Annotated in this window: 22 protein-coding genes; 14 read left to right on the top strand and 8 right to left on the bottom strand. The window is 67.7% G+C overall.

The annotated features are described in order from the left end of the window. On the top strand, window positions 1–336 hold a 336-nt coding region (locus AC1D0A_RS04215; RefSeq protein WP_476945237.1), incomplete at its 5' end, for a beta/alpha barrel domain-containing protein. Window positions 337–549: 213 nt separating this feature from the next. On the opposite strand, the gene AC1D0A_RS04210 is transcribed toward AC1D0A_RS04215, so the two are convergent. Further along, complete coding sequence (locus tag AC1D0A_RS04210) at window positions 550–2,562, bottom strand: M3 family metallopeptidase (protein WP_476945236.1); 2,013 nt, start codon at window positions 2,560–2,562, stop codon at window positions 550–552. A gap of 82 nt (window positions 2,563–2,644) precedes the next feature. Between AC1D0A_RS04210 and AC1D0A_RS04205 the strand changes: the two genes are divergently transcribed. The 3 genes from AC1D0A_RS04205 (at window position 2,645) to AC1D0A_RS04195 (ending at window position 5,655) form a co-directional block, all read left to right on the top strand. Further along, complete coding sequence (locus AC1D0A_RS04205; RefSeq protein ID WP_476945235.1) at window positions 2,645–3,913, top strand: CapA family protein; 1,269 nt, start codon at window positions 2,645–2,647, stop codon at window positions 3,911–3,913. 11 nt (window positions 3,914–3,924) lie between these two features. Further along, window positions 3,925–4,806 carry an alpha/beta fold hydrolase gene (locus AC1D0A_RS04200; RefSeq protein WP_476943639.1) on the top strand — a complete coding sequence of 294 codons (882 nt, stop codon included), beginning with the start codon at window positions 3,925–3,927 and terminating at the stop codon, window positions 4,804–4,806. Between the two features lie 69 nt (window positions 4,807–4,875). Then, a complete protein-coding gene (locus AC1D0A_RS04195; RefSeq protein ID WP_476943640.1) occupies window positions 4,876–5,655 on the top strand; it encodes an alpha/beta fold hydrolase in 780 nt (259 codons plus the stop codon). Window positions 5,656–5,689: 34 nt separating this feature from the next. On the opposite strand, the gene AC1D0A_RS04190 is transcribed toward AC1D0A_RS04195, so the two are convergent. From AC1D0A_RS04190 to AC1D0A_RS04180, 3 genes are read right to left on the bottom strand one after another with little or no spacing between them, the layout of a single operon-like run. Further along, window positions 5,690–6,178, bottom strand: coding sequence for a GNAT family N-acetyltransferase (locus AC1D0A_RS04190; protein WP_476943641.1), 489 nt, complete (start codon window positions 6,176–6,178; stop codon window positions 5,690–5,692). Window positions 6,179–6,183: 5 nt separating this feature from the next. After that, complete coding sequence (locus AC1D0A_RS04185; protein WP_459384953.1) at window positions 6,184–6,981, bottom strand: type 1 glutamine amidotransferase; 798 nt, start codon at window positions 6,979–6,981, stop codon at window positions 6,184–6,186. Then, window positions 6,978–8,267 (bottom strand): Mur ligase family protein, encoded by a 1,290-nt coding sequence (locus AC1D0A_RS04180; protein ID WP_028277698.1) that lies wholly within the window; start codon window positions 8,265–8,267, stop codon window positions 6,978–6,980. The genes AC1D0A_RS04185 and AC1D0A_RS04180 overlap by 4 nt, the downstream gene beginning before the upstream one ends. Before the next feature lie 102 nt (window positions 8,268–8,369). Between AC1D0A_RS04180 and pdxT the strand changes: the two genes are divergently transcribed. From pdxT to AC1D0A_RS04135, 9 genes are all read left to right on the top strand, one after another. Further along, the gene (gene pdxT, locus AC1D0A_RS04175; protein ID WP_476945234.1) at window positions 8,370–9,080 is read left to right on the top strand and encodes a pyridoxal 5'-phosphate synthase glutaminase subunit PdxT; all 711 of its coding nucleotides are present in this window, start codon (window positions 8,370–8,372) and stop codon (window positions 9,078–9,080) included. Between the two features lie 3 nt (window positions 9,081–9,083). Beyond that, window positions 9,084–9,839 carry a YebC/PmpR family DNA-binding transcriptional regulator gene (locus tag AC1D0A_RS04170; protein ID WP_243177349.1) on the top strand — a complete coding sequence of 252 codons (756 nt, stop codon included), beginning with the start codon at window positions 9,084–9,086 and terminating at the stop codon, window positions 9,837–9,839. Between the two features lie 48 nt (window positions 9,840–9,887). Beyond that, the gene (gene ruvC / locus AC1D0A_RS04165; RefSeq protein WP_079554348.1) at window positions 9,888–10,466 is read left to right on the top strand and encodes a crossover junction endodeoxyribonuclease RuvC; all 579 of its coding nucleotides are present in this window, start codon (window positions 9,888–9,890) and stop codon (window positions 10,464–10,466) included. A gap of 125 nt (window positions 10,467–10,591) precedes the next feature. Further along, a complete protein-coding gene (gene ruvA / locus AC1D0A_RS04160) occupies window positions 10,592–11,236 on the top strand; it encodes a Holliday junction branch migration protein RuvA (RefSeq protein ID WP_018773177.1) in 645 nt (214 codons plus the stop codon). Then, the gene (ruvB, locus tag AC1D0A_RS04155; RefSeq protein ID WP_028277694.1) at window positions 11,229–12,353 is read left to right on the top strand and encodes a Holliday junction branch migration DNA helicase RuvB; all 1,125 of its coding nucleotides are present in this window, start codon (window positions 11,229–11,231) and stop codon (window positions 12,351–12,353) included. The genes ruvA and ruvB overlap by 8 nt, the downstream gene beginning before the upstream one ends. A gap of 214 nt (window positions 12,354–12,567) precedes the next feature. Beyond that, window positions 12,568–12,990: a preprotein translocase subunit YajC gene (gene yajC, locus AC1D0A_RS04150; RefSeq protein ID WP_028277693.1), complete on the top strand. Its 423-nt coding sequence runs from the start codon at window positions 12,568–12,570 to the stop codon at window positions 12,988–12,990. Window positions 12,991–13,094: 104 nt separating this feature from the next. After that, the gene (secD, locus tag AC1D0A_RS04145; protein ID WP_028277692.1) at window positions 13,095–14,870 is read left to right on the top strand and encodes a protein translocase subunit SecD; all 1,776 of its coding nucleotides are present in this window, start codon (window positions 13,095–13,097) and stop codon (window positions 14,868–14,870) included. After that, complete coding sequence (secF, locus tag AC1D0A_RS04140; RefSeq protein ID WP_476945233.1) at window positions 14,871–15,890, top strand: protein translocase subunit SecF; 1,020 nt, start codon at window positions 14,871–14,873, stop codon at window positions 15,888–15,890. It abuts the gene before it with no gap. 215 nt (window positions 15,891–16,105) lie between these two features. Beyond that, window positions 16,106–18,424 carry a RelA/SpoT family protein gene (locus AC1D0A_RS04135; RefSeq protein WP_439954080.1) on the top strand — a complete coding sequence of 773 codons (2,319 nt, stop codon included), beginning with the start codon at window positions 16,106–16,108 and terminating at the stop codon, window positions 18,422–18,424. A gap of 41 nt (window positions 18,425–18,465) precedes the next feature. Here AC1D0A_RS04135 and AC1D0A_RS04130 read toward each other — a convergent pair whose 3' ends face one another. From AC1D0A_RS04130 to AC1D0A_RS04120, 3 genes are all read right to left on the bottom strand, one after another. Further along, window positions 18,466–19,146 carry a hypothetical protein gene (locus tag AC1D0A_RS04130; protein WP_476945232.1) on the bottom strand — a complete coding sequence of 227 codons (681 nt, stop codon included), beginning with the start codon at window positions 19,144–19,146 and terminating at the stop codon, window positions 18,466–18,468. 116 nt (window positions 19,147–19,262) lie between these two features. Beyond that, window positions 19,263–20,924: a DUF349 domain-containing protein gene (locus AC1D0A_RS04125; protein ID WP_476943649.1), complete on the bottom strand. Its 1,662-nt coding sequence runs from the start codon at window positions 20,922–20,924 to the stop codon at window positions 19,263–19,265. Between the two features lie 61 nt (window positions 20,925–20,985). Further along, the gene (locus AC1D0A_RS04120) at window positions 20,986–21,792 is read right to left on the bottom strand and encodes a peptidylprolyl isomerase (protein WP_243177354.1); all 807 of its coding nucleotides are present in this window, start codon (window positions 21,790–21,792) and stop codon (window positions 20,986–20,988) included. A 280-nt stretch (window positions 21,793–22,072) separates the two neighbouring features. Between AC1D0A_RS04120 and hisS the strand changes: the two genes are divergently transcribed. Beyond that, window positions 22,073–23,413 carry a histidine--tRNA ligase gene (hisS, locus tag AC1D0A_RS04115; RefSeq protein WP_476945231.1) on the top strand — a complete coding sequence of 447 codons (1,341 nt, stop codon included), beginning with the start codon at window positions 22,073–22,075 and terminating at the stop codon, window positions 23,411–23,413. Here hisS and AC1D0A_RS04110 read toward each other — a convergent pair. Further along, the gene (locus tag AC1D0A_RS04110) at window positions 23,410–24,789 is read right to left on the bottom strand and encodes an APC family permease (protein WP_476945230.1); all 1,380 of its coding nucleotides are present in this window, start codon (window positions 24,787–24,789) and stop codon (window positions 23,410–23,412) included. The two genes, hisS and AC1D0A_RS04110, sit on opposite strands and share 4 nt — an antisense overlap. Window positions 24,790–24,885: the final 96 nt, after the last annotated feature.

Here is a 24,885-nt window from a genome sequence, read left to right as displayed (position 1 = left end):
GTCGCGGCCAAGGAGCTGCAGGCCCCGTACGAACTGGTCAAGGAAGTTGCCGCGACCGGCAAGCTCCCGGTGGTGCTGTTCACCGCCGGCGGCATCGCCACCCCGGCCGACGCCGCGATGATGATGCAGCTCGGCGCCGACGGCGTGTTCGTCGGCTCCGGCATCTTCAAGTCCGGCAACCCGGCCCAGCGTGCCGCCGCCGTCGTGAAGGCCACCACCTTCTACGACGACCCGGACGAGATCGCCAAGGCCTCCCGCGGCCTGGGCGAGGCCATGGTCGGCATCAACGTCGACGAGATCCCGCAGCCGCACCGCCTCGCCGAGCGCGGCTGGTAACGTTCGCGCCTTTGGCGGCGCCGGACGGCGCTGATCCTCTGCGTGCTATTCCCCGCGCCCTGTTGGCAGCTGATCGGCTGCCCGGGGCGCGGGGCCCCTTTTACGCACGCTGCCGGATCACGCCGCCCTTCGCCTTGCGCTCCTGATTGAACGACGACGGCGGCCGGTCACCTCCTTCGGTGGCCGGCCGCCGTCGCTTTTTTGTGTGAAGAATCAGTCGAGGCCGCGGCGCTTCAGCAGCGGCCCGAGATCCGAGTCCCGGCCGCGGAAGGCGCGGAAGGACTCCAGTGGGTCCCGGCTGTTGCCGCGGGAAAGCAGCTCGGCCCGGAAGAAATTGCCGTTGGCCCGGCTGAGGCCGCCGTTTTCCTTGAACCATTCCACGGTGTCAGCGTCCAGGACCTCGCTCCAGATATAGGAGTAGTAGCCGGCGGCGTACCAGCCTCCCGCGAAGATGTGCTGGAAGTAGCCGGTCCGGTAGCGCGGCGGAATCAGGCTGTGCGCTACGCCGGCCGCGGCCAGCGCCTTCTCTTCAAACTCGACGGCGTCATCCGGGATGTCAGAGCCGTCCAGGACATGCCACGCCAGGTCCAGCAGGGCAGCGCCGAGGTATTCCGTGGTGCCGAATCCTTCGCCCCAGAGCTGGGCGGCGTTGAGCTTGTCCACGGTCTCCGGCGGCAGGGGCTCACCGGTGGCGTGGTGCCGGGCATAGTTGGCCAGGACCTCGGGCCACATGATCCACATTTCGTTGACCTGCGAAGGGTATTCCACAAAGTCCCGCGGTACGTTCGTGCCGGAAAACCGAGGATAGGTGACGGCGGAAAACAGGCCGTGCAGGGCGTGGCCGAACTCGTGGAAGGTGGTGCGGAGCTCGTCCAGCGTCAGCAGGGTGGGCTCGCCGGCCGGCGGCTTGGAGATGTTGAGGTTGTTGATCACCACGGGTCGGGTATTCAAGAGCCCTGACTGCTCCACGAGGGAATTCATCCACGCGCCCCCGCGCTTCGTCTCCCGCGTGTAGTAATCGCCTAGGAAAAGGCCCAGGTCCGTGCCGTCGGAATTCTTCACCTCCCAGACGCGCACGTCCGGGTGGTAGCCGGCGAGGTCGGCGCGTTCGTGGAAGGTGACGCCGTACAGGGCGTTCGCCGCGAAGAACACACCATCATTCAAAACCCGGTCCAGCTCGAAGAACGGGCGCAGGGCCTGTTCATCCACGGCATACCGCTCCCGCTTGACCTTGGCCGAGTAATACGCCCAGTCCCAGGCCTCGAGGGGGTGGCCGGCGGCCTCGGCCAGCGCCTCGGCCTCTGCGTCGGCATTGCGGACGGCGGCCGGGGCCAGCCGGCTCATCATTGCCTGAACGGCCTGGAAGTCCGGTGCCGTCTGCCGGTCCACGCTGAGTTCGGCGAAGTTCGCGAACCCGAGAAGGCTGGCCTTCTCGGCGCGGAGCCGGACCATGTCCTTGACCAGGTCGAGCACATCGAAGCTGCCGCCGTCGCTGCCGCGGCCGATGGAAGCCTCGTAGAGGCGACGGCGGATCTCCCGGTTCGCCAGCGCGGCCATGGCAGGCTGGTTGCTCGGCTGGATCAGGGTCAGCAGGAACTTTCCCTCGTGCCCGGCGGTCCGGGCGGCCTCGGCGGCGCTGGCGACGTCGTCGGCGGGCAGGCCCGCGAGGTCGGCGGCGTCATCCAGCAGCAGGGCAGCGGACTTCATGCCCTCCTTGACGCGCTGGCCGAACTCGGTGCCGAGCCGGGACAGCTCGGCGTTGACCTCCTTGAGGCGCTCCTGGCCGGCGTCGTCGAGCTGGATGCCGGAGGCCCGGAACTCCTTGAGGTATTCCTCCACGAGCCGGGCGGATTCCGCGTCCAGGACTGCTGCGTCCAGCGCCGCGAAGCGCTCGTAGAGCCCGCGGTTGAGGTAGACGGCGTCCTGGTGGGCGGCAAAGAGCGGGGACAGACGGGTCTCGAGGTCCCGGATGGTGTCCGAGGCGTCCGCGGAAACCAGAGTGAAAAAGGACGCGGCGGCCCGGTCCAGGAGCCGGCCGGAGCGTTCCATGGCGAGGGCCGTGTTTTCGAAGGTCGGGGCAGCCGGGGTGTCCACGATGGCCTGGATTTCGGCAAGGTGCTCGGCCAGGCCGGCCTCGACGGCCTCGGCGTAGTGCGCGTCGTCGATATCCGCAAACGGCGGCAGTCCATAGGGCAGGGTGCTGGGGCTCAGGAGGGGATTGGTCATGAAATGACTCTTTCATGCAGGCGGCCGCTTCTCAACGATCGCCTCCGTGTGTTCTGATGCCGCCCACCATAGGATGAGCGGCATGGAGAACAAGACCGCGGGGCCGCGGGGCCGGATCCTGACCGCAGCAACGGCCGTTGTTCTCGGGTCGATGCTGGCATCCTGCGGGCTCCTCGCCGGGCCGGATAACCCCCCGGGTCCCACGGCCGGCGGTACCGGCGGAACATCCGACGTTGCCCAGCCGCCGTCGGGCACCCCGACGCCCACACCGACGCCGACGCCGACGCCGACGCCCGGGAAGGGTCCAGGCTGTGCGGCCGTCCGGTGCACCTCCGTCCTGGTCACCGGGGACATGCTGGTCCATCCCCAGCTCTGGCAGCAGGCCCGCGAGGACGCCCGCGCCGCCGGCGCCGCGGGGCTGGACTTCGCGCCGCTGCTGGAGGGCCAGCGGCGCTACATCGCGCAGAGCGACGTGGCGATCTGCCACCTGGAGACCCCGGTGGCCGGCCCGGACGGACCCTTCTCCGGGTATCCCTCCTTCAACGTTCCGCCGCAGATCATCACCGCCGTGCGCGGCGTGGGCTATCAGGCCTGCACCACGGCCAGCAATCACACCGTTGACCGCGGCACCGCGGGACTCATCCGCACCCTGGACGCCCTCGACGCCGCCGGACTCCGGCACACGGGCTCGTACCGGACCGAGGCAGAGTCCCAGGGCATCCTGATCCTGCAGACCCCCGCGGCCAGAATCGCCGTCATTGATGCCGCATACGGCCTCAACGGGCTGCGCGCCGAGCAGCCCTGGCAGGTCGACCTGCTCGATCCCGATGCCATGATTTCCAAGGCACGCAAGGCTAGGGCTTTGGGCGCGGACATTGTGCTGGGGGTCATGCACGCCGGGGAGGAGTACTCAGCCGAGCCCAACACCCAGCAGCGCGACGTCGCCCATGCGCTCGTGGACAGCGGCTTGTTCAGCCTGATCTACGGCCACCACAGCCATTCGGTGCTGCCGATCGAGAAGTACAAGGGAACCTGGATTGTGTACGGGCTCGGCAACGGCATCACCGAGCTCTCGCCGTCGTTCGTGGTCAACAACGAGGGCCTGTTGGTCCGGGTGCAGTTCAGCCAGGACGCGGCCGGGTCCTGGGCCGCCTCGGACCTGGCCTGGGCGCCGTCGGTGATGGTCCGCGGACCCTACCGCTGGTGTTCGGTGGCGGCCGACGCGCCGCAGGGCCGTTGCGCCGGAACGGCGGCGGACGCGGCCACGCGCCGGCGCACCACGGCCGTGCTGGAGTCGATGGGCGCCGCGGCGGCGGGCGCCCATGAGCTTATTCTCACCCCGGGGCCCTAAGCTTGGGCGGCATGGAGATGATCAACGAACGGCGGAGCACCGTCGCGTCCAGCGGGGCCGAGCTTGCCGTGTTCGAGTATGGCAGGGAGCCGGGACCCGAAGTGCCGACGCTGCTGCTGGTACACGGCTATCCGGACGATCATCAGGTCTTCCTGCCGGCCATCCGTGATCTGGCCCGAAGCCACCACGTGGTCGCTTACGACACCCGGAACGCGGGCGCGTCCGCCGTCATGGGCCTCCCCGGGGACTTCACCCTGAAGACGCTCGTGGATGACATGTTTGCCGTGCTGGCCGCCGTCGGAGCCGTGGATGTCCATCTTGTGGGCCATGACTGGGGCTCAATCCAGGGCTGGGCCGCCGTCCAGGACCCCAGGGCCGCGGTCCTGATCGGCCGGTACACGTCCATCTCGGGCCCGGACCTGCGGCACTTCGCACGCTGGGTGCGGAGCCGGTATGCACGTCCCCGGGCGTGGCCGCAGCTGGCCGGACAATTGGCCCGCAGCTGGTACATCGCCGCCTTCCTTGTGCCGAAGTTGCCGGAGGCCGCCTGGCGCCTCTTCCTCACGAAACGCTATGGGCAGACGGCCAAGCGCGACGTCGGCGATGATCCCATCCGCGGCCTGGCCCTTTACCGCGCAAATTTCTTCTCGGCGGTGAACTGGCCGGCCGGCGGCCGCGTGACGCTGCCCGTCCAGGTGGTGGTGCCGCTGAGGGATTCCTTCCTGTCGCCGGACCTCGTGGACGGACTGGATTCCTGGGTGGATGACCTCACGGTGATCCGGGTGGACAGCGGCCACTGGTGGCCGGCATCCCGGCCGGCGGAGTTCGCGGAGCTTCTCCGGCAGCCGCAGCCGCTGCCGACGCCGAAGCCGACGACGCAGATAACACCGTAGGCCGGCGGCATCATGGCCCGGGCAAACCGGCGGGATCGGGAATCCAGGAGCGGGACGTTCAGCAATGGGATGGAATACCTGACGTGGGGCGGGGGCCCGAAGACGCTCTTGTTCGTCCAGGGCGGACCGGGGAGCTTCGTGCCCCAGGGGGTGCTGCGCGGACTGTTCCGGCGGGAGTTTGCCGCCTATCAGGAGGCCGGGTACGCGATCTGGATTGTCACCCGCCGGCGGAACATGCCGGCGTCGCACACCAGCGCCGACATGGCGGACGACTACGCCCGGCTGATCGCCGAGGAGTTCGGCGGCCGGGTCGGCGTGGTGGTGGCCGAGTCATTCGGCGGGATGATCGGGCAGTATCTGGCCGCCCGCCATCCCCAGTCCTTCGGGCACATCGCGATGGTGGTCACGGCGGCCGAACTGAGCGCGTGGGGCAAGGACGTGGACGAGCGGATGGCCGCCGCCGTTGCTGCCGGAGACCCAGGCCGCGCCGGGACGGTCCTGGCCGAGTACCTCTTACCGGGTCCGCGGACCCGGTGGCTGCGGGAACTGCTGGGACCTGTCGTCGGCCGCCGCGTGCTGGACCCCTCCGGATGCCCCGCCGCGGACGTCCTGACGGAGGCGCGGGCCGAGTTCGCATTCGATGCGCGGGCGGTACTGCCGCTCATTCGTCCGCCCGTCCTGCTGCTCTGCGGCGGCCGGGACGCGTTCTTCCCGAGGGCGGTTGCGGAGGAGACCGCGCAATTGATTCCAGACTGCACCCTGATCGTCTACGAGCGATGGGGCCATATCCGGGCAGGATCGAGCAGGCGGGTGCCGCGCGACGTCCTGGCCTTCGTCCGGAGCCGATAAGGGCAGGCGGGGTCCATGGAAAGCTGCCCGGCAGCTACCCGGCGTCCAGGAGCAGGGACATGAAGACGCTGTTGGGGTCGGCTTCGTAGCCGGCAAATGGCGGGCAGTCCGTGAAGCCGTGCCGCTCGTACAGCCGCCGCGCGGGAACGAAGAACTCCTGGCTCCCCGTCTCCAGGAACAAGCGTTCGTAGCCGCTGTGCCGGGCCTCGGCCAGGAGGTGGCGGAGCAGCGCCGACGCAACGCCGCGCCCGCGGGCTGCATTCGCGGTGCGCATCGACTTGATCTCGGCGTCGCCGGGAGCCAGGTGTTTCAGCGCCGCGCAGCCCAGGAGCCGTGAGTCCTGCCGGGCGGTCCAGAAGCTGATGCCGGATCCGGCCAGCGCGGCGGGATCAAGGGCGTGGACGCTTTCCGGCGGGGAGGTCGCGTACATGTCGGCGAGGTGTTCGTCAAGGAGCTGCAGGACGTCCTCGCGCTCCGGGGTGTCGCGCCCAATCCGGACCGTGCCGCCCTCGGCGCCTGCCACCTAAGTCAGCGTGGCCGGCGGGCGGCGTGTTCCCGCGCCAGCACCGCGTAGGAGTCATCCGGCGTGCCCGGGGTGAAGCTGCCGTATTTACGTTCGACGGCGGTCCGGATCAGGAAATCCGCGAGAGCCGGGTTCTTGGGCAGCAGCGAGCCGTGCAGGTAGCTCGCCACGATGTTGCGGTAGCGGGCTCCCTCCTGGCCATCCGTGCTGTTGTTGCCGGTGCCTTTGGCCGTCGTCCCGAGCGGTTCGACACCCGGTCCCAGAGTGGTCTGGCCGCTGTGGTTTTCGTAGCCGAGGATGCTGCCGAATTCGGGGGAGGAGACCGCGACGTTGCCGATCAGGCGCTCGTCGGTGCCGTGGGTTTCCACGTCCAGGATGCCGATGCCCGGAAGGACGGACCCGAGCCGGGTCTTGAAGAATTTTCCGAACAGCTGGTACAGCCCGCAGATCACGAGCATCGGGGTGCCGTCGTCGGCCATCTGCTTCAGGGTGGACTCGCGCGAGAGGAGGTCGTCCTGGATGACGAGCTGTCCGCTGTCCTGTCCGCCGCCACCGACGATCAGGTCCACGTCCGCAGGGAACGGGTCACCAACGTTGTACTCGAGCAGTTCCGGCGTGTAGCCGTGCCAGCGCAGGCGCTGCGCGAGGACCAGGGCGTTGCCCCAGTCGCCGTAAATGTTCATGTCCCGCGGGTAGAGCTGCAGGACCCGGATGGTTCCCTTGCTGGGAGCCGCGGAATCTTCGGGCGGAAGTTCGTGCCCAAAGGACAGCTCGTGCGGGGTTTCGGGGGAACCGGGGGTCATGAGACCACCTCCACTGTGGTGATTTTGGACAGCTCGCGGCGGATGGCCAGCATGGCCGTGTAGGTGCAGAAGATCCTCTTCGGCTTGCCTTCGCCGCCGCGGATGAAGGCTGCCAGTGCCGGCGCAATCTCCGTGTCGACGGCGCCGATCGCGACGTCGTCGTACTGCAGGCGCAGCGCCATGTCATACGCGCGCGAGCCCGTGAGCTGGTCCACGCCGCTGTCGCGGAGCGTGTCGAATTCGACGTCCCACAGCCAGGACATGTCCCGGCCGTCTGCGTAGTTGTCGTTGATCGCGATCATCGTGGCGTACCCGGCGGCGGGGAACGACTTGAGGCCGAGCCGGAAACCGCTGGGGTTCTTGACCAGGACCAGTTCCAGCGGCAGGCCATCGACCACGAGGCTTTCGCCGCGGCCGAACGCCGGCGCCACCTTGGACAGCGCCGTGAGCAGGCCGGCCTGGTCGGTCCCGGTGCCGCGGGCGCCGGAGACGCCGCGGGCCAGGGTCAGCGCGGCGGCGGCATTGAAGATGTTGTAGACGCCGCGCAGTTTCATCCCCGTGGTGACCGTCGCGCCGTCGTACTCGAAATCGGCGTCGTCGGCGCCCACGCGGCGCAACACGACGTCGGCGGCGGGCCGGGCGGGGGCGGCCGGCACCGGGCTGCCCGGGGCGGCGCGCATGTCGTCGTCGTTGGGGAAGGTGCTCAGCAGGGAATCGTCGAGGCCGAAGTAGAGCACCTCCGGCCCGTCCAGGGTCTGGGCGATCCGGGCGACGCGCGGGTCTTCCCGGTTCAGGACCACGGTCCCGGTGGTCTTGGACGCGATGTGCTGGAGCAGTTCGGCGGTCTTGTCGATCTCGCCGAACCGGTCCAGCTGGTCGCGGAGGACGTTGAGCAGGAGGCTGTACCGCGGCGGGACCTTGTTGACGAAGTGGACGGCATGCGCCTCATCCAGTTCCAGGACCGCGACGTCGGCATCGAGCCGGCCCCGCCAGTCGACCTCGCCCAGGAGGGCCGCGGCCACGCCCCGGGTGAAGTTGCTGCCGGTGCGGTTGGTGAAGACTTTCAGTCCCTGGCTCTCGAGCAGTTCCACGACCATCTTTGTGGTGGTGGTCTTCCCGTTCGTGCCACTGACGACGGCGACCCCCAGCGGCAGCGTGGACAGCGTCCGCCGCATGAAATCGGGGTCGATTTTTTCGACCACAAGCCCGGGGAGGGCCGAGCCTCCGCCCCTGAGCCGGGAGACCCGGCGGACGAACTTGCCGAGCGGAACGCTGAAGTAAAGCATGCTCTGTAATATATCCCAGCAGCGGCATGGAACCCGGACGCCCGGGGCCGCTGCATGCGTCTTCCATGCGTACCGTGCCGCGCAGAGCATTATGCTGTGGGGATGACCACCCCTTCTTTTTCCCTTGAATCCCGCGTGGGAACGGGGCTCCGGATCGGCGTCCTGGCGCTGCAGGGCGATTTCCGGGAGCATCTGCATGCCGTGGAAGCCGCCGGTGCCGCCGGCGTCGGGATCCGGCGTCCCGCCGAACTCGACGGCCTGGACGGGCTCATCATCCCCGGCGGCGAATCGACCACGATCGACAAGCTCTCCCGGATCTTCGGGCTCCGGGGTCCGCTGCGCGAACGCATCCAGGCCGGCCTGCCCGTCTACGGCTCGTGCGCCGGGATGATCCTGCTGGCGGACGAGATCGCGGACCCGGCGAAGGACCTCGCCGGAAACCCGCAGCAGACGTTCGGCGGACTCGACATCACCGTGCGCCGCAACGCCTTCGGCCGGCAGCGTGAGTCCTTCGAGACGGACCTTGACTTCAGGGGGCTCGGGTTCAGCGACACCGGCTCCGGCGTGGCTCCCGTCCATGCCGTGTTCATCCGAGGCCCGTGGGTGGAGCGCGTGGGTCCAGGGGTGGAGGTCCTGGCGCAGGCGGAACCCGCGGACCCGGAGCATGCCTCGCATGCCGCTGTACTGGACGGGACGGCTAGAATTGTTGCAGTGCGTTCCGGCAAGCTGCTGGCCACCTCCTTCCACCCGGAAGTGACGGGGGAGAAGCGCGTGCATGAACTGTTTATTCGAATGATCAGAGGAGAAGCGTAAAGCATGTCAGGCCACTCCAAATGGGCGACGACCAAGCATAAGAAGGCCATCCTTGACAGCCGCCGGGCCAAGTCGTTCGCCAAGCTGATCAAGAACATCGAAGTCGCCGCGCGCATGGGCGGCCCCGACCTCTCCGGCAACCCCAGCCTGGAACTGGCCGTCACCAAGGCGAAAAAGACGTCGGTGCCCGCTGACAATATCGACCGCGCCATCAAGCGCGGCGCCGGGCTCACCGGCGAGGTCGTCGATTACACCGAAATCATGTACGAGTGCCGCGGCCCGCAGGGTTCCGCGCTGCTGATCGAGTGCCTAACGGACAACAAGAACCGTGCCGCCTCCGAGGTCCGGCTCGCCATCTCCCGCAACGGCGGCACGATCGCCGATCCCGGCTCCGTCAGCTACCTCTTCTCCCGCAAGGGCGTCGTCTCGCTGCCGAAGAACGGCCTGACCGAGGACGACGTCCTGATGGCCGTGCTGGATGCCGGGGCCGAGGAAGTCAAGGACAACGGCGACAGCTTCGAGATCCACTCCGAGCCGACCGACCTCCAGGCCATTCGCGATGCCCTCACGGAAGCCGGAATTGAGTACGACACCGACGAGGCCGAGTTTGTGCCGTCCATGCAGGTGCCGCTGGACCTTGATGCCGCCAAGAAGTTCATGAAGCTGGTGGACGCCCTGGAAGAGCTCGACGACGTCCAGAACGTGTACAGCAACGCCGACCTCAGCGACGAAGTGCAGGCCGCACTGGAAGCCGAGTGACCCGCTCACCCAAACGTGACTTTGGGGCCCGGTCTTGACGGCCCAACCGTGACGCTGCGCGTGTTGGGGGTTGACCCGGGCCTCACCCGTTGCGGGATCGGCGTTGTCGACGTCGAGCGGAACCGGCGGGCCACTTTGGTGGCCTTCGGCGTTGTGGGCACCTCTCCCGAGGAGAGCCTGGACCAGCGGCTGCTGGTCATCGCCACGTCCATCGACGAGTGGCTGGACCGCTACGAACCCCAGGTGCTCGCCGTGGAGCGGGTCTTTTCCCAGCTCAACGTCAGCACGGTCATGGGGGTGGCGCAGGCCTCCGGGGTGGTCATTGCGGCCGCCGCGCGCCGTGGCATCCCGGTGGCGCTGCACACCCCGTCCGAGGTCAAGGCAGCCGTGACGGGAAGCGGGACCTCGAACAAGGATGCGGTCACCAAGCTGGTGACCAAGATCCTCCGGCTGGACGCGCCTCCGCGCCCGGCCGACGCCGCCGACGCCCTTGCGTTGGCCATCACCCACGCTTGGCGGGCCGGCAGCGGGGCCGCCGTAGCCACGACTGGGCCGGGCAGCCAGTCCCTCACTCCGGCGCAGCGGGCGTGGGCGGACGCGGAGGCAAAAGCGCGCCGTGCGCGCTGAATGTCCGGCTGTGACGCAGCGGGGCTTGGTAGGGTATTCGTAGATATGTTCGGATAGTCGGCGTGCCCGGCTGTACGTTCTTTCATCACCCAGTTGTAGACGCCAGTTAGACCAGGAGCCCGGCCTTGATCAGTTTTCTTCGCGGAACCGTTGCGCATGTTGGCCTGTCCTCCGCCGTGATCGACCTCAACGGCGCCGGCATGAGCGTCAACGCCACACCGCAGACCCTCAGCGGCCTTCGGGTGGGTGAGGAGGGAAAGCTGTTCACGTCCCTGATCGTGCGGGAAGACTCGCTGACCCTGTTCGGCTTCGCCAGCGATGACGAACGCGAGGTGTTTGATGTGCTCCTCAGCGTCAGCGGCGTCGGTCCCCGCCTCGCCCTGGCGGTGCTGGCCGTCCACGAGCCCGAAGCCATCCGGGTGGCCGCCCACTCCGGCGACGGCAAGGCCTTCACGAAGGTCCCCGGCATCGGACCGAAGGTGGCTGGCCGGATCGTGCTCGAACTCGCCGGCAAGCTTGTGCCGCACGGCACCGCCGGCGCGCCTGTCGCGGCCGTGTCCGCGGAATCCGTCTGGAAGCCGCAGGTGGTGGCCGCGATGACCAGCCTGGGCTGGTCCGAAAAGGATGCCACGGCCAGCATCGACAAGTCCCTGGCCGATTCCCCGGACCTCGCGGCGAACGGCAATGTAGCGGAGATTCTCCGCGCGACGCTGCGCTGGCTGGGCCAGGACGGCGCCCGCGCCGGGAACCGGGTAGGCGCGCGTGGCTGAGCCGTCGATCGTCGCCGGGGGAGAGGAACCGGAGGAGCGGGTCATCGAAGCCGCCCTGCGGCCCAAGAACCTGCACGACTTCGTGGGCCAGCACCGGGTCCGCAAGCAGCTCTCCCTCGTGTTGGAGGCCTCGCGCATGCGTGGGCGCAGCGCGGACCACGTGCTGCTCTCGGGCCCTCCCGGCCTGGGCAAGACCACGCTGTCCATGATCATCGCCGCCGAAATGAACGTCCCGCTGCGGATCAGCAGCGGCCCGGCCATCCAGCACGCGGGCGACCTTGCGGCCATCCTGTCCTCGCTCTCGGAGGGCGAGGTCCTGTTCCTGGATGAAATCCACCGCATGTCCCGGCCGGCCGAGGAAATGCTGTACATGGCGATGGAAGATTTCCGCGTCGATATCGTCGTCGGCAAGGGCGCCGGCGCCACGGCCATTCCGCTGGAGCTGCCGCCCTTCACCCTGGTCGGCGCCACCACGCGGGCCGGCCTCCTTCCCGGCCCGCTGCGGGACCGGTTCGGTTTCACCGGCCACCTCGAGTTTTACTCCGTTGAGGAGCTGGAACTGGTCCTGCGCCGCTCCGCCGGCCTGCTGGACCTGAAGGTCAACTCCGCCGGGTTCAGCGAGATTGCCGGCCGGTCCCGGGGCACGCCACGCATCGCCAACCGGCTCCTGCGCCGCGTCCGGGACTGGGCGCTCGTGCATGGCATCGAGCAAATCGACGCGCGGGCGGCCTCCGCGGCCCTGGACATGTACGAGGTGGACAAGCGGGGCCTGGACCGGCTGGACCGTGCCGTTCTCGAGGCCCTCATCACCAAGTTCGGCGGCGGGCCGGTAGGCCTGTCCACGCTCGCGATCGCCGTCGGCGAGGAAACGGAGACCGTGGAAACGGTCGCCGAGCCCTATCTGGTGCGTGAAGGACTCCTGGGCCGGACGCCGCGCGGCAGGATAGCCCTGGCGCCGGCATGGACACACCTGGGCTTCGCCATTCCGGCCGGTGCCTTCGGCCAGGACCCGCTGGAACTGTTCCAGGCCGACGAGCTGGGCGAGAGCCCGATCGGCGGGTCCGGCGGGGATCCCGGCGAAGAAACCGATCCTCAGTGGATCCGAAACAGCCGCTAGCACCGTTCTTTCAGCTTTTCCCTTTAGACTGGTATGACGCTCGGCACGTCCGGGTTTTGTTTCCGTGGGCGGAGAGCAGGTAGCCGCCGGCGGTCTGGGGGACGGTCTCGCTGCCAGTTTGCTGCGCAGACCCCTGCCCGCGCCGTCAGGAACAAACGGACGTTGCTGAAAAACAGCTATGCAAGTAAAGAACGGAACTTTCCCCTTGGATCTAATGACAATTCTCCTGTTCGTGATGCTTGGCGTGTTCGTCTTCATGATGTTCCGCCGCAACAAGAAAACGCAGCAGCAGCAGGCGCAGCTCCAGTCGAAGTTCGGCCCCGGCGTCGAGGTCATGACGAGCTTCGGGTTGTTTGGCCGGATCATCGACATCGATGAGGCCGAGAACAAGGTCACGCTGGAGCTCTCCCCGGGGAACACCGCCACCGTGCACCGCCAGGCCGTCACCAAAATTGTGGAGCCGGTTGTCGCCGCCGAGGAGCCCACGGTCGTTCCGGACGACGCGTCCTCGCTGACCACCGAGAAGCTGGGTGCTGAGGGGACCGACGCCAGCGCCCCCGTCCACGATGCGCCGCGCACCGAAACGCCCGAGGAAACCCTGCGCCGCCTCAACGATGAAGGCAAAAAAGACAGCTAGTCTGCCTACCTGAGCTATCCCGCGAAGCAACGGTTGCGGGTATCCGTCGGCGGGGCCCAGAGCCCGCGCCGGCGGATCCGCCGTAAATAATAGAAAGATCGACAATGGCACGAACTGGCCCCAAAAACTCAGCCATCAGGATGCTGGTCTGGCTTGGCGTAATCATCGCCGCCATGACGGCTGTACTGGCGGGCGGCACGATGGCCGGCCAGGCGGGCTGGGCTCCAAAGCTCGCACTGGACCTTGAAGGTGGCACCCAGATGATCCTGGCGCCCAAGGTTGAGGGCGGTTCGGGTATCACCGAAGACCAGCTCAACCAGGCCGTGGCGATCATTCGCCAGCGCGTGGACGGCTCGGGCGTCGCGGAAGCGGAAATTAGCACGCAGTCCGGCCGCAACGTCGTCGTCAGCCTCCCAGGAACCCCTGCCAAGGAAACCCGTGCGCTGATCCAGGCTTCCGCCGACATGAACTTCCGCCCGGTCATCCAGACCGGCCCCGGCGCAGCAGTCCCCGCCGCCTCCAGGACCCCGGATGCCCAGCTGCCGAAGCCGACAGCCGCGCCCGCCAACAGCAGCGACGAGAACTGGATTACCCCCGAGGTCTACAAGCAGTTCGAGGCCCTCGACTGCGACAACCCCTCCCAGGACAAGCAGCAGCGCTCCGACCCGACCAAGCCGCTGGTGACCTGCGAGCCGGCCTCGGCCAACTCGCCGGCCATCAAGTACATCCTCGGTCCGGTGGAGGTGAAGGGCTCGAACATCAAGTCCTCCTCTTTCCAGCTGCAGCGCGGCGCACAGGGTGCCGTGACCAATGAATGGGCCGTCAACATCCAGTTCGATGACGCGGGCACCACCAAGTTCAAGGAAATCACCGAGCGCCTGTACCAGTTCTACGCCGCCGGCGGCGGCCAGACCGGCTCGGATCCGAAATCCCAGTTCGCGATCGTCCTGGACGACCAGGTCATCTCCGCCCCGCGCTCCCTCGCCGTCATCACCGACGGCCGGCCGCAGATCACCGGCGGATTCACCGAGGAGTCGGCCAAGGCCCTCTCCGACCAGCTCCGTTTCGGTGCCCTGCCGATCAGCTTCGAAATCCAGAGCGAACAGCAGATCTCGGCAACCCTCGGCGGTGAGCAGCTTCGCATGGGTATGCTCGCCGGCGTGATCGGCCTCCTGTTGGTGTTTGTCTACTCGCTGTTCCAGTACCGGGCCCTTGGCCTCGTGACCGTGGCCTCCCTCGTGATCGCCGGGGTGCTGACGTTCCTGGCCATCGCCATCCTCGGCTGGACCGAAAACTACCGGCTTTCGCTCGCCGGCGTCGCGGGCCTGATCGTGGCCATCGGCCAGACAGCCGACTCGTTCATCGTCTACTTCGAACGCATCCGCGATGAGCTCCGCGAAGGCCGCGGCCTGGTCTCGGCCGTCGAAAACGGCTGGAAGCGGGCCAAGCGCACCATTCTCGCGTCCAAGGCCGTGAACCTTCTCGCGGCCGTCGTGCTGTTCTTCGTGGCAGTGGGCAACGTCCGCGGCTTCGCGTTCACCCTCGGCCTCACCGCGATCGCCGACCTCATTGTCGTCTTCATGTTCACCCACCCCACCCTGCAGCTGCTGGCCCGCACCAAGTTCTTCGGCGAAGGCCACCGGTTCTCGGGCCTGGACCCGAAGCGCCTCGGCGCCGTCCCGCTGTACCGCGGTGCCGGCCGGGTCCGTACCCCGGAGGACAAGCCCGTGGCAGTGGTGCGCGCGAAGAACACCGGCGCCGCCGCCGAGGCAGAACGCCGGATGACCATTGCAGAACGCCGCCTCGCCGAAAAGCAGGATCAGGCACAACAGGCACAGCTCGCCGGTACCTCCAAGAGCGCGTCCAAGGAGGGCAAGTAAATGGTCAACTTCTCAACATTCGGCAATGAGCTGTACACGGGCAAGCGCTCGTACGACTTCGTCGGCTACAGGAAGCTGTGGTTCCTGATCGCCGGGATCGCCGTCGCCCTCTCCATCCTGATCCCGGTCGCCAAGGGTGGGTTCAACCTCGGCATCGAGTTCCGCGGCGGCTCCGAGTTCACGGTCTCCAACGTCAAGACCACCGAGGCCTCCCTCGGCGAGAAGGCCGTCAAGGACGTCGTGGCGGGGTCCGTGCCGCGCGTGGCTAACGTCGCCGGCACCACCATGCGCATCCAGACGGACAAGCTCTCCGACGACGAGACGCTGCAGATCAAGGAAGGCCTCACCAAGGCCTACGGCGTGACGGATAACGAAGTTACCTCGACCTTCGTCGGCCCCACCTGGGGTGCGGACGTCACGAAGCAGGCGCTGATGGGCCTGGCAATCTTTGTGGGCCTGGCCGCCGTCCTGATGGCGCTCTACTTCCGGACCTGGAAGATGTCGCTCTCGGCACTTGTCGGCATGGCCGTCACGATGTTCGTGACCGCCGGTGTTTACGGCCTCAGCGACTTCGAAGTGACGCCGTCGGCCATCATCGGCTTCCTCACGGTGCTCAGCTACTCGCTGTACGACACCGTGGTGGTGTTCGACAAGATCCGGGAGAACACCTCCGACATGCAGGCCTCCACCCGGCGGACCTTCGCCGAAGAGGTCAACCTCGCCATCAACCAGACCCTGGTCCGGTCCATTAACACCATGGTGGTGGCCATCCTGCCGGTCGGCGCGATCCTCTTCATCGGTGCCGGGCTGCTCGGTGCCGGAACCCTGCGGGACCTGTCCCTGGCGCTGTTCGTGGGCATCCTGGTGGGTACTGCCGCCACGATCTTCATCGCGGCTCCGCTGTACGCCGCGCTGCGGCAGGGCGAACCCGACCTGGTCAAGCAGGCCAAACGGGTGGAACAGAGGCGTGTTGACGCGGCAGCCAAAGCCGAGTCGCCGGCTTCGCCCGCCMCCGCCTGAACCGTCCCAAGCGGCCACAAATGGGCCGGAGACCGTCGTTTTCGACGGCCTCCGGCCCGTCGCCGTATCCCCGCCGGTTATCGAAGTATCCTGCTGCGGGAATACACTTGAATAATTAACCGGTCGCGAGAGGTGCTCCATTGGAAGAACGTTCGACGCCGGTGCCGGAGGCACCTGCGGACAAGGGCCAAGGCCAGGGTTCACAGACTGGCCTGGTGGTTCCCGGACGCCCCGATGTTCCCGTGCCGGTGGACAACTCCGGTGCCCGGCCCACTTTTCCCGGCCGGCGCGAGCGCACGAGGTCCCGCCTTGCCCGGCTGACGGGCCGTGGTACTCCGGCCTACTCGCCGATTTTGGAGCCGTTGCTGCGCACTGTGCGCGCCAACAACCCCAAAGAGGATTTCGATCTCATCCAGCGCGCCTTCGTGGTCGCCGAGCGCTGCCACCGGGGCCAGAAGCGCAAGAGCGGCGACCCGTACATCACCCACCCCGTCGCAGTGGCCACCATCCTCGCCGAACTCGGCCTCAGCGGCACCACGCTGGCCGCGGCCCTGCTGCATGACACCGTCGAAGACACGTCCTACACCCTCGCCGACCTGAAGACCGAGTTCGGTCCGGAAGTGGCCATGCTGGTGGACGGCGTCACGAAGCTGGACAAGGTCAGCTTCGGTGAGGCGGCCCAGTCCGAGACCGTGCGCAAAATGGTCGTCGCCATGGCCAAGGACATCCGCGTCCTGATGATCAAACTCGCCGACCGGCTCCACAATGCCCGCACGTGGCGTTTTGTCTCGGCTGAGTCCTCGGCCCGCAAGGCCCGGGAAACGCTGGAAATCTTCGCGCCGCTGGCCCACCGGCTTGGCATGAACACGATCAAGTGGGAGCTGGAGGACCTGTCCTTCGCTGCCCTCTATCCGAAGGTGTACGAGGAAATCGTGCGCATGGTGGGGGACCGGACCCCGGAACGCGAAAAGAACCTGGGGGTCATCCGCAACCAGATCACCGAGGACCTCAGGGCCGCGAAGATCAAGGCCACGATCACCGGGCGGCCAAAGCACTACTACTCGATTTATCAGAAGATGATCGTCCGCGACAAAGACTTCGACGACATCAACGACCTCATGGGCGTGCGCGTTCTGGTCGATTCTGTCCGGGACTGTTACGCGGCCCTGGGCGCGATGCACTCGCGCTGGAACCCCCTGCCCGGGCGGTTCAAGGACTACATCGCGATGCCCAAGTTCAACATGTACCAGTCGCTGCACACCACGGTGATCGGTCCCGGCGGCAAGCCGGTCGAAATCCAGATCCGCACCCACGAGATGCACCGCCGGGCCGAGTACGGCGTCGCCGCGCACTGGAAGTACAAGGACCAGCCGAACCGGACGGCGGCCGGCCCCGGCAGCCCGCGCGACGGCGACATGGGCTGGCTGCGTTCCCTCGTGGACTGGCAGCAGGAAACGTCGGACCCCGGCGAATTCCTCGACTCCCTCCGCTTTGAAATCAACGCCCGGGAAGTGTTCGTCTTCACCCCCAAGGGCGAGGTCATGGCCCTCCCCGCCGGGTCCACACCCGTCGACTTCGCGTACGCCGTGCACACCGAGGTGGGCCACCGGACTATCGGCGCACGCGTCAACGGCAAGCTCGTTCCGCTCAACAGCGAACTGAACCACGGCGACTGGGTCGAGATCTTCACCTCGAAGGCCGAAGGAGCCGGCCCCAGCCAGGACTGGCAGCACTTCGTCAAGAGTGCCCGGGCCCGGAACAAGATCAGGCAATGGTTCAGCAAGGAACGCCGCGAGGAAGCGATTGACCGCGGCAAGGACCTGCTGACCAAAGCGATGCGGAAGCAAAACCTGCCGCTGCAGCGGCTCATGACCCACGACGCCCTCGCGGCGATCGCCGAGGACTTCAAATACGCTGACATCTCCGGGCTCTACGCTGGCGTGGGCGACGGCCACACCTCCGCCCAGTCCGTGATGGAACGCCTGGTGGAGAGCCTGGGCGGGAACGAGCACCCGGACGATGCCCTCACCGAGGTCTCCATCCCCACCCAGGTCAGCAAGGCCCGGTTCTCCGATTCCGGCGTCGTTGTCCGCGGCGTGGACGACGTCTGGGTCAAGCTCGCCCGGTGCTGCACGCCGGTCCCGCCGGATCCGATCCTGGGCTTCGTCACGCGTGGCTCCGGGGTCTCCGTGCACCGGACCGACTGCACCAACGTGAGCGGCCTGATGGACCAGCCGGACAGGATCGTGGAGGTGGACTGGGCCCCCACACAGTCCAGCGTGTTCCTGGTGGAAATCCAGGTCGAGGCGCTGGACCGCAAATCGTTGCTCTCCGACGTCACCCGGGTGCTCTCGGAAAACCACGTCAACATCCTGGCGGCGAGCGTGCACACGTCCACTGACCGGGTGGCAATCTCCAAGTTTGCCTTCGAGATGGGCGACCCGAAGTACCTCAGCCACGTGCTCAGCGCGGTCCGCAGAATCGACGGCGTCTTCGACGTGTACCGCACCACCGGAAACCGCCGCCGCAGCTGACCCGGCAGTTCAGGCCGCGGTCCACCGCTTTCTGCACGGGATCAATCTGGCGCCGCCGGCTCTGCCGCGAGGGCGGCGAGCTTCGCCAGGGCCGCCCTCTTATGCGGAACGCGCGGACTCGCCTCCACGGCGAGCCTGAGCAGCCGCAGGCGGACGCCCAGCCCGGGACGAGCCAACAGCGCCCTGAGGGCCGGCACGGCCCGCTCCGCGTCCACGTGCATCGCCACGTCCACGGCCGTGCGCAGCGGGCTGGACACCATCAGGCCTCCCATGCTCACGACGTCGAACGGCCCCAGCCGAACTTCGTGGAAGGTGCAGCCGCGCACGGACCGCAGACTTGAGATCCGCCGGTTGGCGTCAACCAGCAGCGCCAGGCGGTCCGGCTCCGTGGCACACCCATAGATCCATGCCGCGGTCATCCGGCCAGCCACGACCCGCTGCCGGATCGCCGGGGCCACCACCAGGGACGCGGCCCGCGCGCGAAGCTGCGGACTGGCATGGGAGCCGGGCGGTAGGTAGCCGCGCTGATACAGCTGCGTCAGCACGCCGTCGGCGGCCATGGCCTGCAGCTCCGGCCAGGAGAACAGCGCGCCGGGGGAGTAGAGCTCGCAGTGTTCCGGCCCCGCACCTGGACTTGGAGTCCCCGGTACCGGAGGTCCCGGCACCAGGGCGTGCCGGCCCGGAACCGGCGGAGCGGTGGGAGCGCGGGGCATGATTACCATTCCGCCATCGTTCCCGGTTCCCCGGACATAGAACAGGCCCCGTGCCGGTCATGTGGATAACCGAAACGGGGCCTGGACTGACCTGCTGGTGTACTTCGTACTGAGGTGCCGCGTGCCTAGGAGAGTTCGCTCGCTGAGCGCTCGAGCTGCTCCAGCCAGGCCTGGCGTGCCTCGAGGGCTTCCCGGGCGGCCTTGATCTTGCGCTCATCGCCGGCCTTCTCCGCCTTGGCCAGATCTTCCTTGAGGCCGGCAATGGCGGCCTCGAGCTGGGTGAGGGCGCTGTTGGTGCGCGCCTTCGTCTCCGGGTTGGAGCGCTTCCAGTTTTCGTCCTCGGCGTGGCGGACAGCGTCCTCCACCTTCCGCAGGCCGGCTTCGATGCGGCCCATGTCGGCACGCGGCACCTTGCCGGCTTCTTCCCAGCGGTCCCGGATGGACTGCAGTGCCTTCTTGGCTGCCGCGAGATCCTTGATCGGCAGGAGCTCGTTGGCTTCCACCAGGAGCGCTTCCTTTACCACCAGGTTCGCACCGTACTCCTGGTCGATCTCGTCGTTGGCTGCCTGGCGGTTGGTGAAGAAGACGTCCTGTGCGGCGCGGAAGCGGGCCCACAGCGCGTCGTCGTCCTTGCGGCTGGCGCGGGGAGAGGCTTTCCACTCATCCATCAGGCGGCGGTATTCGCCGGCGGCAAAACCCCAGTCGGTCGAGGACGAAAGGGCCTCGGCCTCGGTGATGAGCTTCTCCTTTGCGGCCTTGGCCGCCGAATTGTTGCTGTCCAGCTGGGAGAAGTACGCGCGGCGGTGCCGGTCAAACACCGTGCGGGCGGCGCGGAACCGCTTCCACAGTGCGTCCTCATTGCTGCGGCCGAGCCGGACGCCGCTCTTCTGGGCCGTCTTCCAGCTCTCGAAGAGTTCGTTCATCCGCGCGCTGGAGGTCTTCCACTGGATCTGCGCGGGATCGTGGCCGGCAATTTCCTCGGCCTCGGCCACGATCGCCTCGCGGGCGGCAAGCTCAGCGGCGCGGACAGCGTCGTGCTCGGCCTTCTCAGCCTTTTCCAGCTCGCCGATCTGTGTCACCAGAGCGTCCAGCCGGGCCTCGGCGGAGCGGATGTCGCCCACCATGTTCCGCTCGGCGAGCTGCTCGCGCAGGTGCGTGACGGTCTTCTGCATGTCCGCGGTGGGCGCCTTGGAACTCACCCGCTGTTCCAGCAGGACGATCTGGGCCACGACGTCCTCGAACTTCCGGGCGAAGTAGCCCAGGGCCTCGTCCTCGCTGACCCCCGGGTACTGGCCTACGGGGTATTCCGTGCCGTCAACGGTCAGGAAGACGTGGCCGTCGCCTTCAACACGGCCCCAGCGGGCCGCTTCGGCCAGTGAGGCTGCGGAGGACACGGCCGCCGGGGCCGGAGCCGGTGCGGCCGCAGACGGCTTGGCCTTCGGCCGGCCGGCAAATGCTGCCGGGCTCGGTGCGGGACGCGCGGCCGGCGCGGGACCCGGCGTCGGAACCGGGGCGGCGGTGGCTTCGGCTTGGTCAACAGGCTCGGCCGTCTCCGCCGGCTCGGCGGGTTCTGCCGGAACGGCGGGCACAGTGGGCTCGGATGCCTCGGTAAGTTCCTCGCCGGCTGCGGCGGGTTCCTCGCCGGCCGCGGCTGGTGCCTCGGGTGCCGCAGTCTCGCCGTCGGAGTCTACGGCAGTGCCTGCACTCTCGGCGGGGGTTGCCTCGGTTTCGGTTTCGTTGGCAGCTGCTGTTGCCAATGTTTCGTCGGATTTCTGACTGTCTGTCACCGCTAGAAGTCTTTCGCTTGGAGGGAAATACCGGGACCAGGGCCTTGAGGGCCGCGGCTGGTTACTTCAGTGAGAACGAGTCTATCGTGACTGGTTCCACAGGTGCGCCGTCGGTGGCGTTGTCGCCGGGCTTCAGTCCGGCGGCGGCAATACCGCCCACCACGTCGAGTCCAGAGGTCACCTTGCCCACCACCGTATAGCCCCCGGCGGCATCCGCTGGAATGACGGTGTCCTTGTACACAATGAAGAATTGGGTGCCGTTGCCGTTGGCGTTCCCGCCGGTCCGGGCCACTGCGATGGTTCCGGCGGGATACTTGTTGTCCTGCGGGGTGTTTTCCAGCGGGCCCCAGGTGTAGCCCGGGTCGCTGCTGCCGTCGCCGGCCTTGGAACCGCACTGGAGGACGCCGAAGTTCTCGGCCGTGGTCAGCCGGTGGCAGCTGACGCCGTCGTAGAACTTTTGGTCAGCAAGGGATTTGAAGACCGCCGCGGCCTGGGGGGCCTTCGTGCCGTCGAGTTCGACGCCGAGCGTGCCGCGGTTCAGCTTGAGCTCGCCCGTGAACGTCTTGCCCGCGGCGGTCTCCGGCTTGGGGATGTTCGCGCCGTTCGTCGGGGCCGCTGTGGGTGAGGCGGATGCCGACGGGCTGTTCAGACCCTCCTGCGCGGCCGCGAATTCCTCTTCGGTCGGGTTTGAGGCGAAGGCGGTCAGCTGAAGCACCAAAGCCAGGCCAATCGCTGCCGTGCCGGCGCTGATGGCGAAGACGTTGTCGCGCTTGCGGCGCTTGTCCTGGTCCCGGCGCAGGCCGCGCCTGGCCTCCATCTGCTGGACGCGCCGCTTCGCCTCGCGTGCGCTGCGTGAACTGGCCGCCAAAGGTCCTCCTGGTTGTATGGCCGCCACCATGACGGGGCCGTAGGCGCCGTCGCGGTAGCAGCAGCAAGCTGCCGGCAGTCCCGCCGGGTCCGGCTCCGTTGGAAGAAGCAGGCGCCGAACGCATAAACTGACTGCCGCACACAGTTTATGCACGACTGGCCGGTCTGCCGCTTATCTTCGTTACGTTTCGACAGAGAGAATGCCGCCTGACGCCCGCGCCCGAAGATACTGCAGTAGCAACGAGATACCGCAGTGGTAACCCAGAGGAGAAAATTTCACCATGGCACGCACAGCCTCCCTGTCAGGATTCCCCGAGTGGCTTCCCGAGGAGCGGCTGGTGGAACTCCATGTGCTGGACACGCTGCGCCGGACCTTCGAACTCCATGGTTTCTCCTCGATCGAGACCCGCGCCGTGGAGACGGTGGGCCAGTTGCTGCGCAAGGGGGAAATCGACAAAGAGGTCTATGGCCTCAGCCGGCTCCAGGACGATGAGGACTCCGCGGCCAAGTTCGACCCGCACGCCCTTGCCCTGCACTTCGACCTCACCGTGCCCTTCGCCCGGTACGTCGTGGAAAACGCCGGCTACCTGGCGTTCCCGTTCCGCCGCTACCAGATCCAGAAGGTCTGGCGCGGCGAACGTCCCCAGGAGGGACGGGCCCGGGAGTTCACCCAGGCGGACATCGACGTCGTCGGCGATGGCGAACTGCCGTTCCGGTACGACGTCGAAATCGCGTTGGTGATTGCGGAGGCGCTCAACGCGCTGCCCATCCCCGATTTCCTGCTGCGGATCAACAACCGCAAGCTGGCCGAGGGCTTCTACACAGGGATCGGCCTCACGGACACCGCGGGCGTCCTGCGCAGCATCGACAAACTCGAGAAAGTCGGGCCGGCGAAGGTGGCCGAGTTGCTCAAGGAGGAACTCGGCGCCACTGACGATCAGGCGCAGGCTGCCCTGAAGCTCGCGGGCATCCGCACCAAGGACACGTCCTTTGTGGAGCAGGTCCGGGCGCTGGGCGTCACCAACGAGCTGTTGGAGGAAGGCCTGAACGAGCTGGAGCAGGTCATTGCGGCCGCTGTCCAGCACGCGCCGGGTCGGGTCGTCGCCGATCTCAGCATCGCCCGCGGCCTCGATTACTACACCGGCACCGTGGTGGAAACCGTCCTGGTGGGGCACGAGCAGCTGGGCTCGATCTGCTCCGGCGGCCGCTACGACGCCCTGGCGAGCAAGGGCAACCGCAAATTCCCCGGCGTCGGACTCTCCATCGGCGTCACCCGGCTGGTGTCGCGGATCCTGAGCCAGGACCTGGCCAAGGCCACGCGCTCCGTGCCGACCGCCGTGCTGGTGACGCTGAACAACGACGACAGCTGGGCCGCCGCACAGGATGTCGCCGCGCAGCTGCGCAGCCGGGGCATCGCCACTGAGGTCGCCGCGAAGGCCGAGAAGTTCGGCAAGCAGATCAAGTTCGCCGACCGTCGCGGCATTCCGTTTGTCTGGTTCACTGACGACGACGGCAAGCACCAGGTCAAAGACATCCGCACGGGCGAGCAGTACGACGCCGACCCGGACTCGTGGACGCCCTCCGAGGAGGACCTGCACGTGCGCGTAATCGCCGCGAGCTAGGACTTCCGGGCAGGCCCGCTAGCGTCCCGCGTCCTGCGCACCAGCAGGACGAGGAACCGCCCGGCCACCCCTGCCGCCAGCACCGCCGCCATGAACAGCACGGAGGCTGGCGGCAGGGTGACGGCCAGGACCAGGCAGCCGAGGAAACCCAGCACGTTGAGCCAGCGCGGCGCATGCCAGGGGCGTCCGGCCAGTGTGAAAGCCGCGGCGTTCGTCACGGCGTAATAGACCAGCACGCCGAAGCTGGAAAATCCGACCACGGTCATCACGTCAGTGCTCAGCAGCAGGACAACGACGGCGGCCGCGACGGCCAGTTCCGCCGTGAACGGGACGGTGCGGGCGCGGCCCACACTGGCCAGCGGGGCGGGCAGGTCCCGTTCCCGCGCCATCGCCAACGTGGTCCGGCCGACCCCGGTGATCAGAGCCAGCAGCGCGCCGAGGCAGGCCGCCGCCGCTCCGGCCTGGACGAACGGGACGCCGGCGCCGAGGCGGGAGACCGCCACCGCGTCCAACAGCGGCGCCGTCGAACCCGCCAGCTGCTGCGGGGGCAGGTGCCACTGCAGCAGCGCGGCCAGGCCAAGGTAGATCACGAAGGCCCCGGCCAGTGCGGCCAGGATGGCCCGCGGGATGGTACGGGCGGGATCCTTGACCTCCTCGCCGAGGGTGGCGATCCGCGCATAACCCGCGAAGGCGAAGAACATCAGCCCCGCCGCGGGAAGGACGCCCCAGCCGCCGGAGGGCGGCGCGGGATAGGCCGGCGCCGCCGACACGGCGGGGGCGCCCTTCGGGTGCGGACCGAGCAGGGAGGCCACGGCGACGAAGACGAGCGTGGCCAACACGACGGCCAGCAGGATCCTGGTCAGCAGTGCGGTCCGCGTGATGCCGAGCAGATTAACTCCCGTGAGGACGACGACGCCGGCGACCGCCAGCGGCGTGGCATAGGCCGGCGCCACGTAGTGTCCGAACGTCAGCGCCATCGCCGCGCAGGACGCCGTCTTGCCCGTGATGAAACCCCAGCCCGCAATGAAGCCCGGCCACTGGCCGAGCTGCCGGCGCCCGTACACGTAAGTTCCCCCGCTGTCGGGGTACCTCGCCGCCAACTGCGCCGACGCGACGGCATTGCAGTAGGCGATGACGCCGGCCACGGCCACGGCAAGTGTCAGCAGCGGCCCGGCCAGGGCTGCGGCGGGGGAGAACACGACGAACACGCCGGCGCCCAGCATCGAACCCAGGCCAATTGCCGTGGAATCGAACACGCCGAGGCGGCGCTGCAGCCGCTGAGGTGGCCGCTGCGGGCCAGGCCGGCCGCCGGGCTGATCGCGGGGCTGACGCGGGGGCTGGTCACCGGGCTGGCTTCCGTTGTGCCGGGTTGCCATGGCAAAAGGGGCCTTTCCAACGGGTAAACTCGAACGGGATCGTTCCCGTAGCGATCCTATTAGAACGTCATTGTTTTGATATCGCTTTTGATTTTC

It is taken from the genome of Arthrobacter sp. P1_D4 (assembly GCF_056406115.1).
This window is presented reverse-complemented; position numbering and strand designations above follow the sequence as displayed.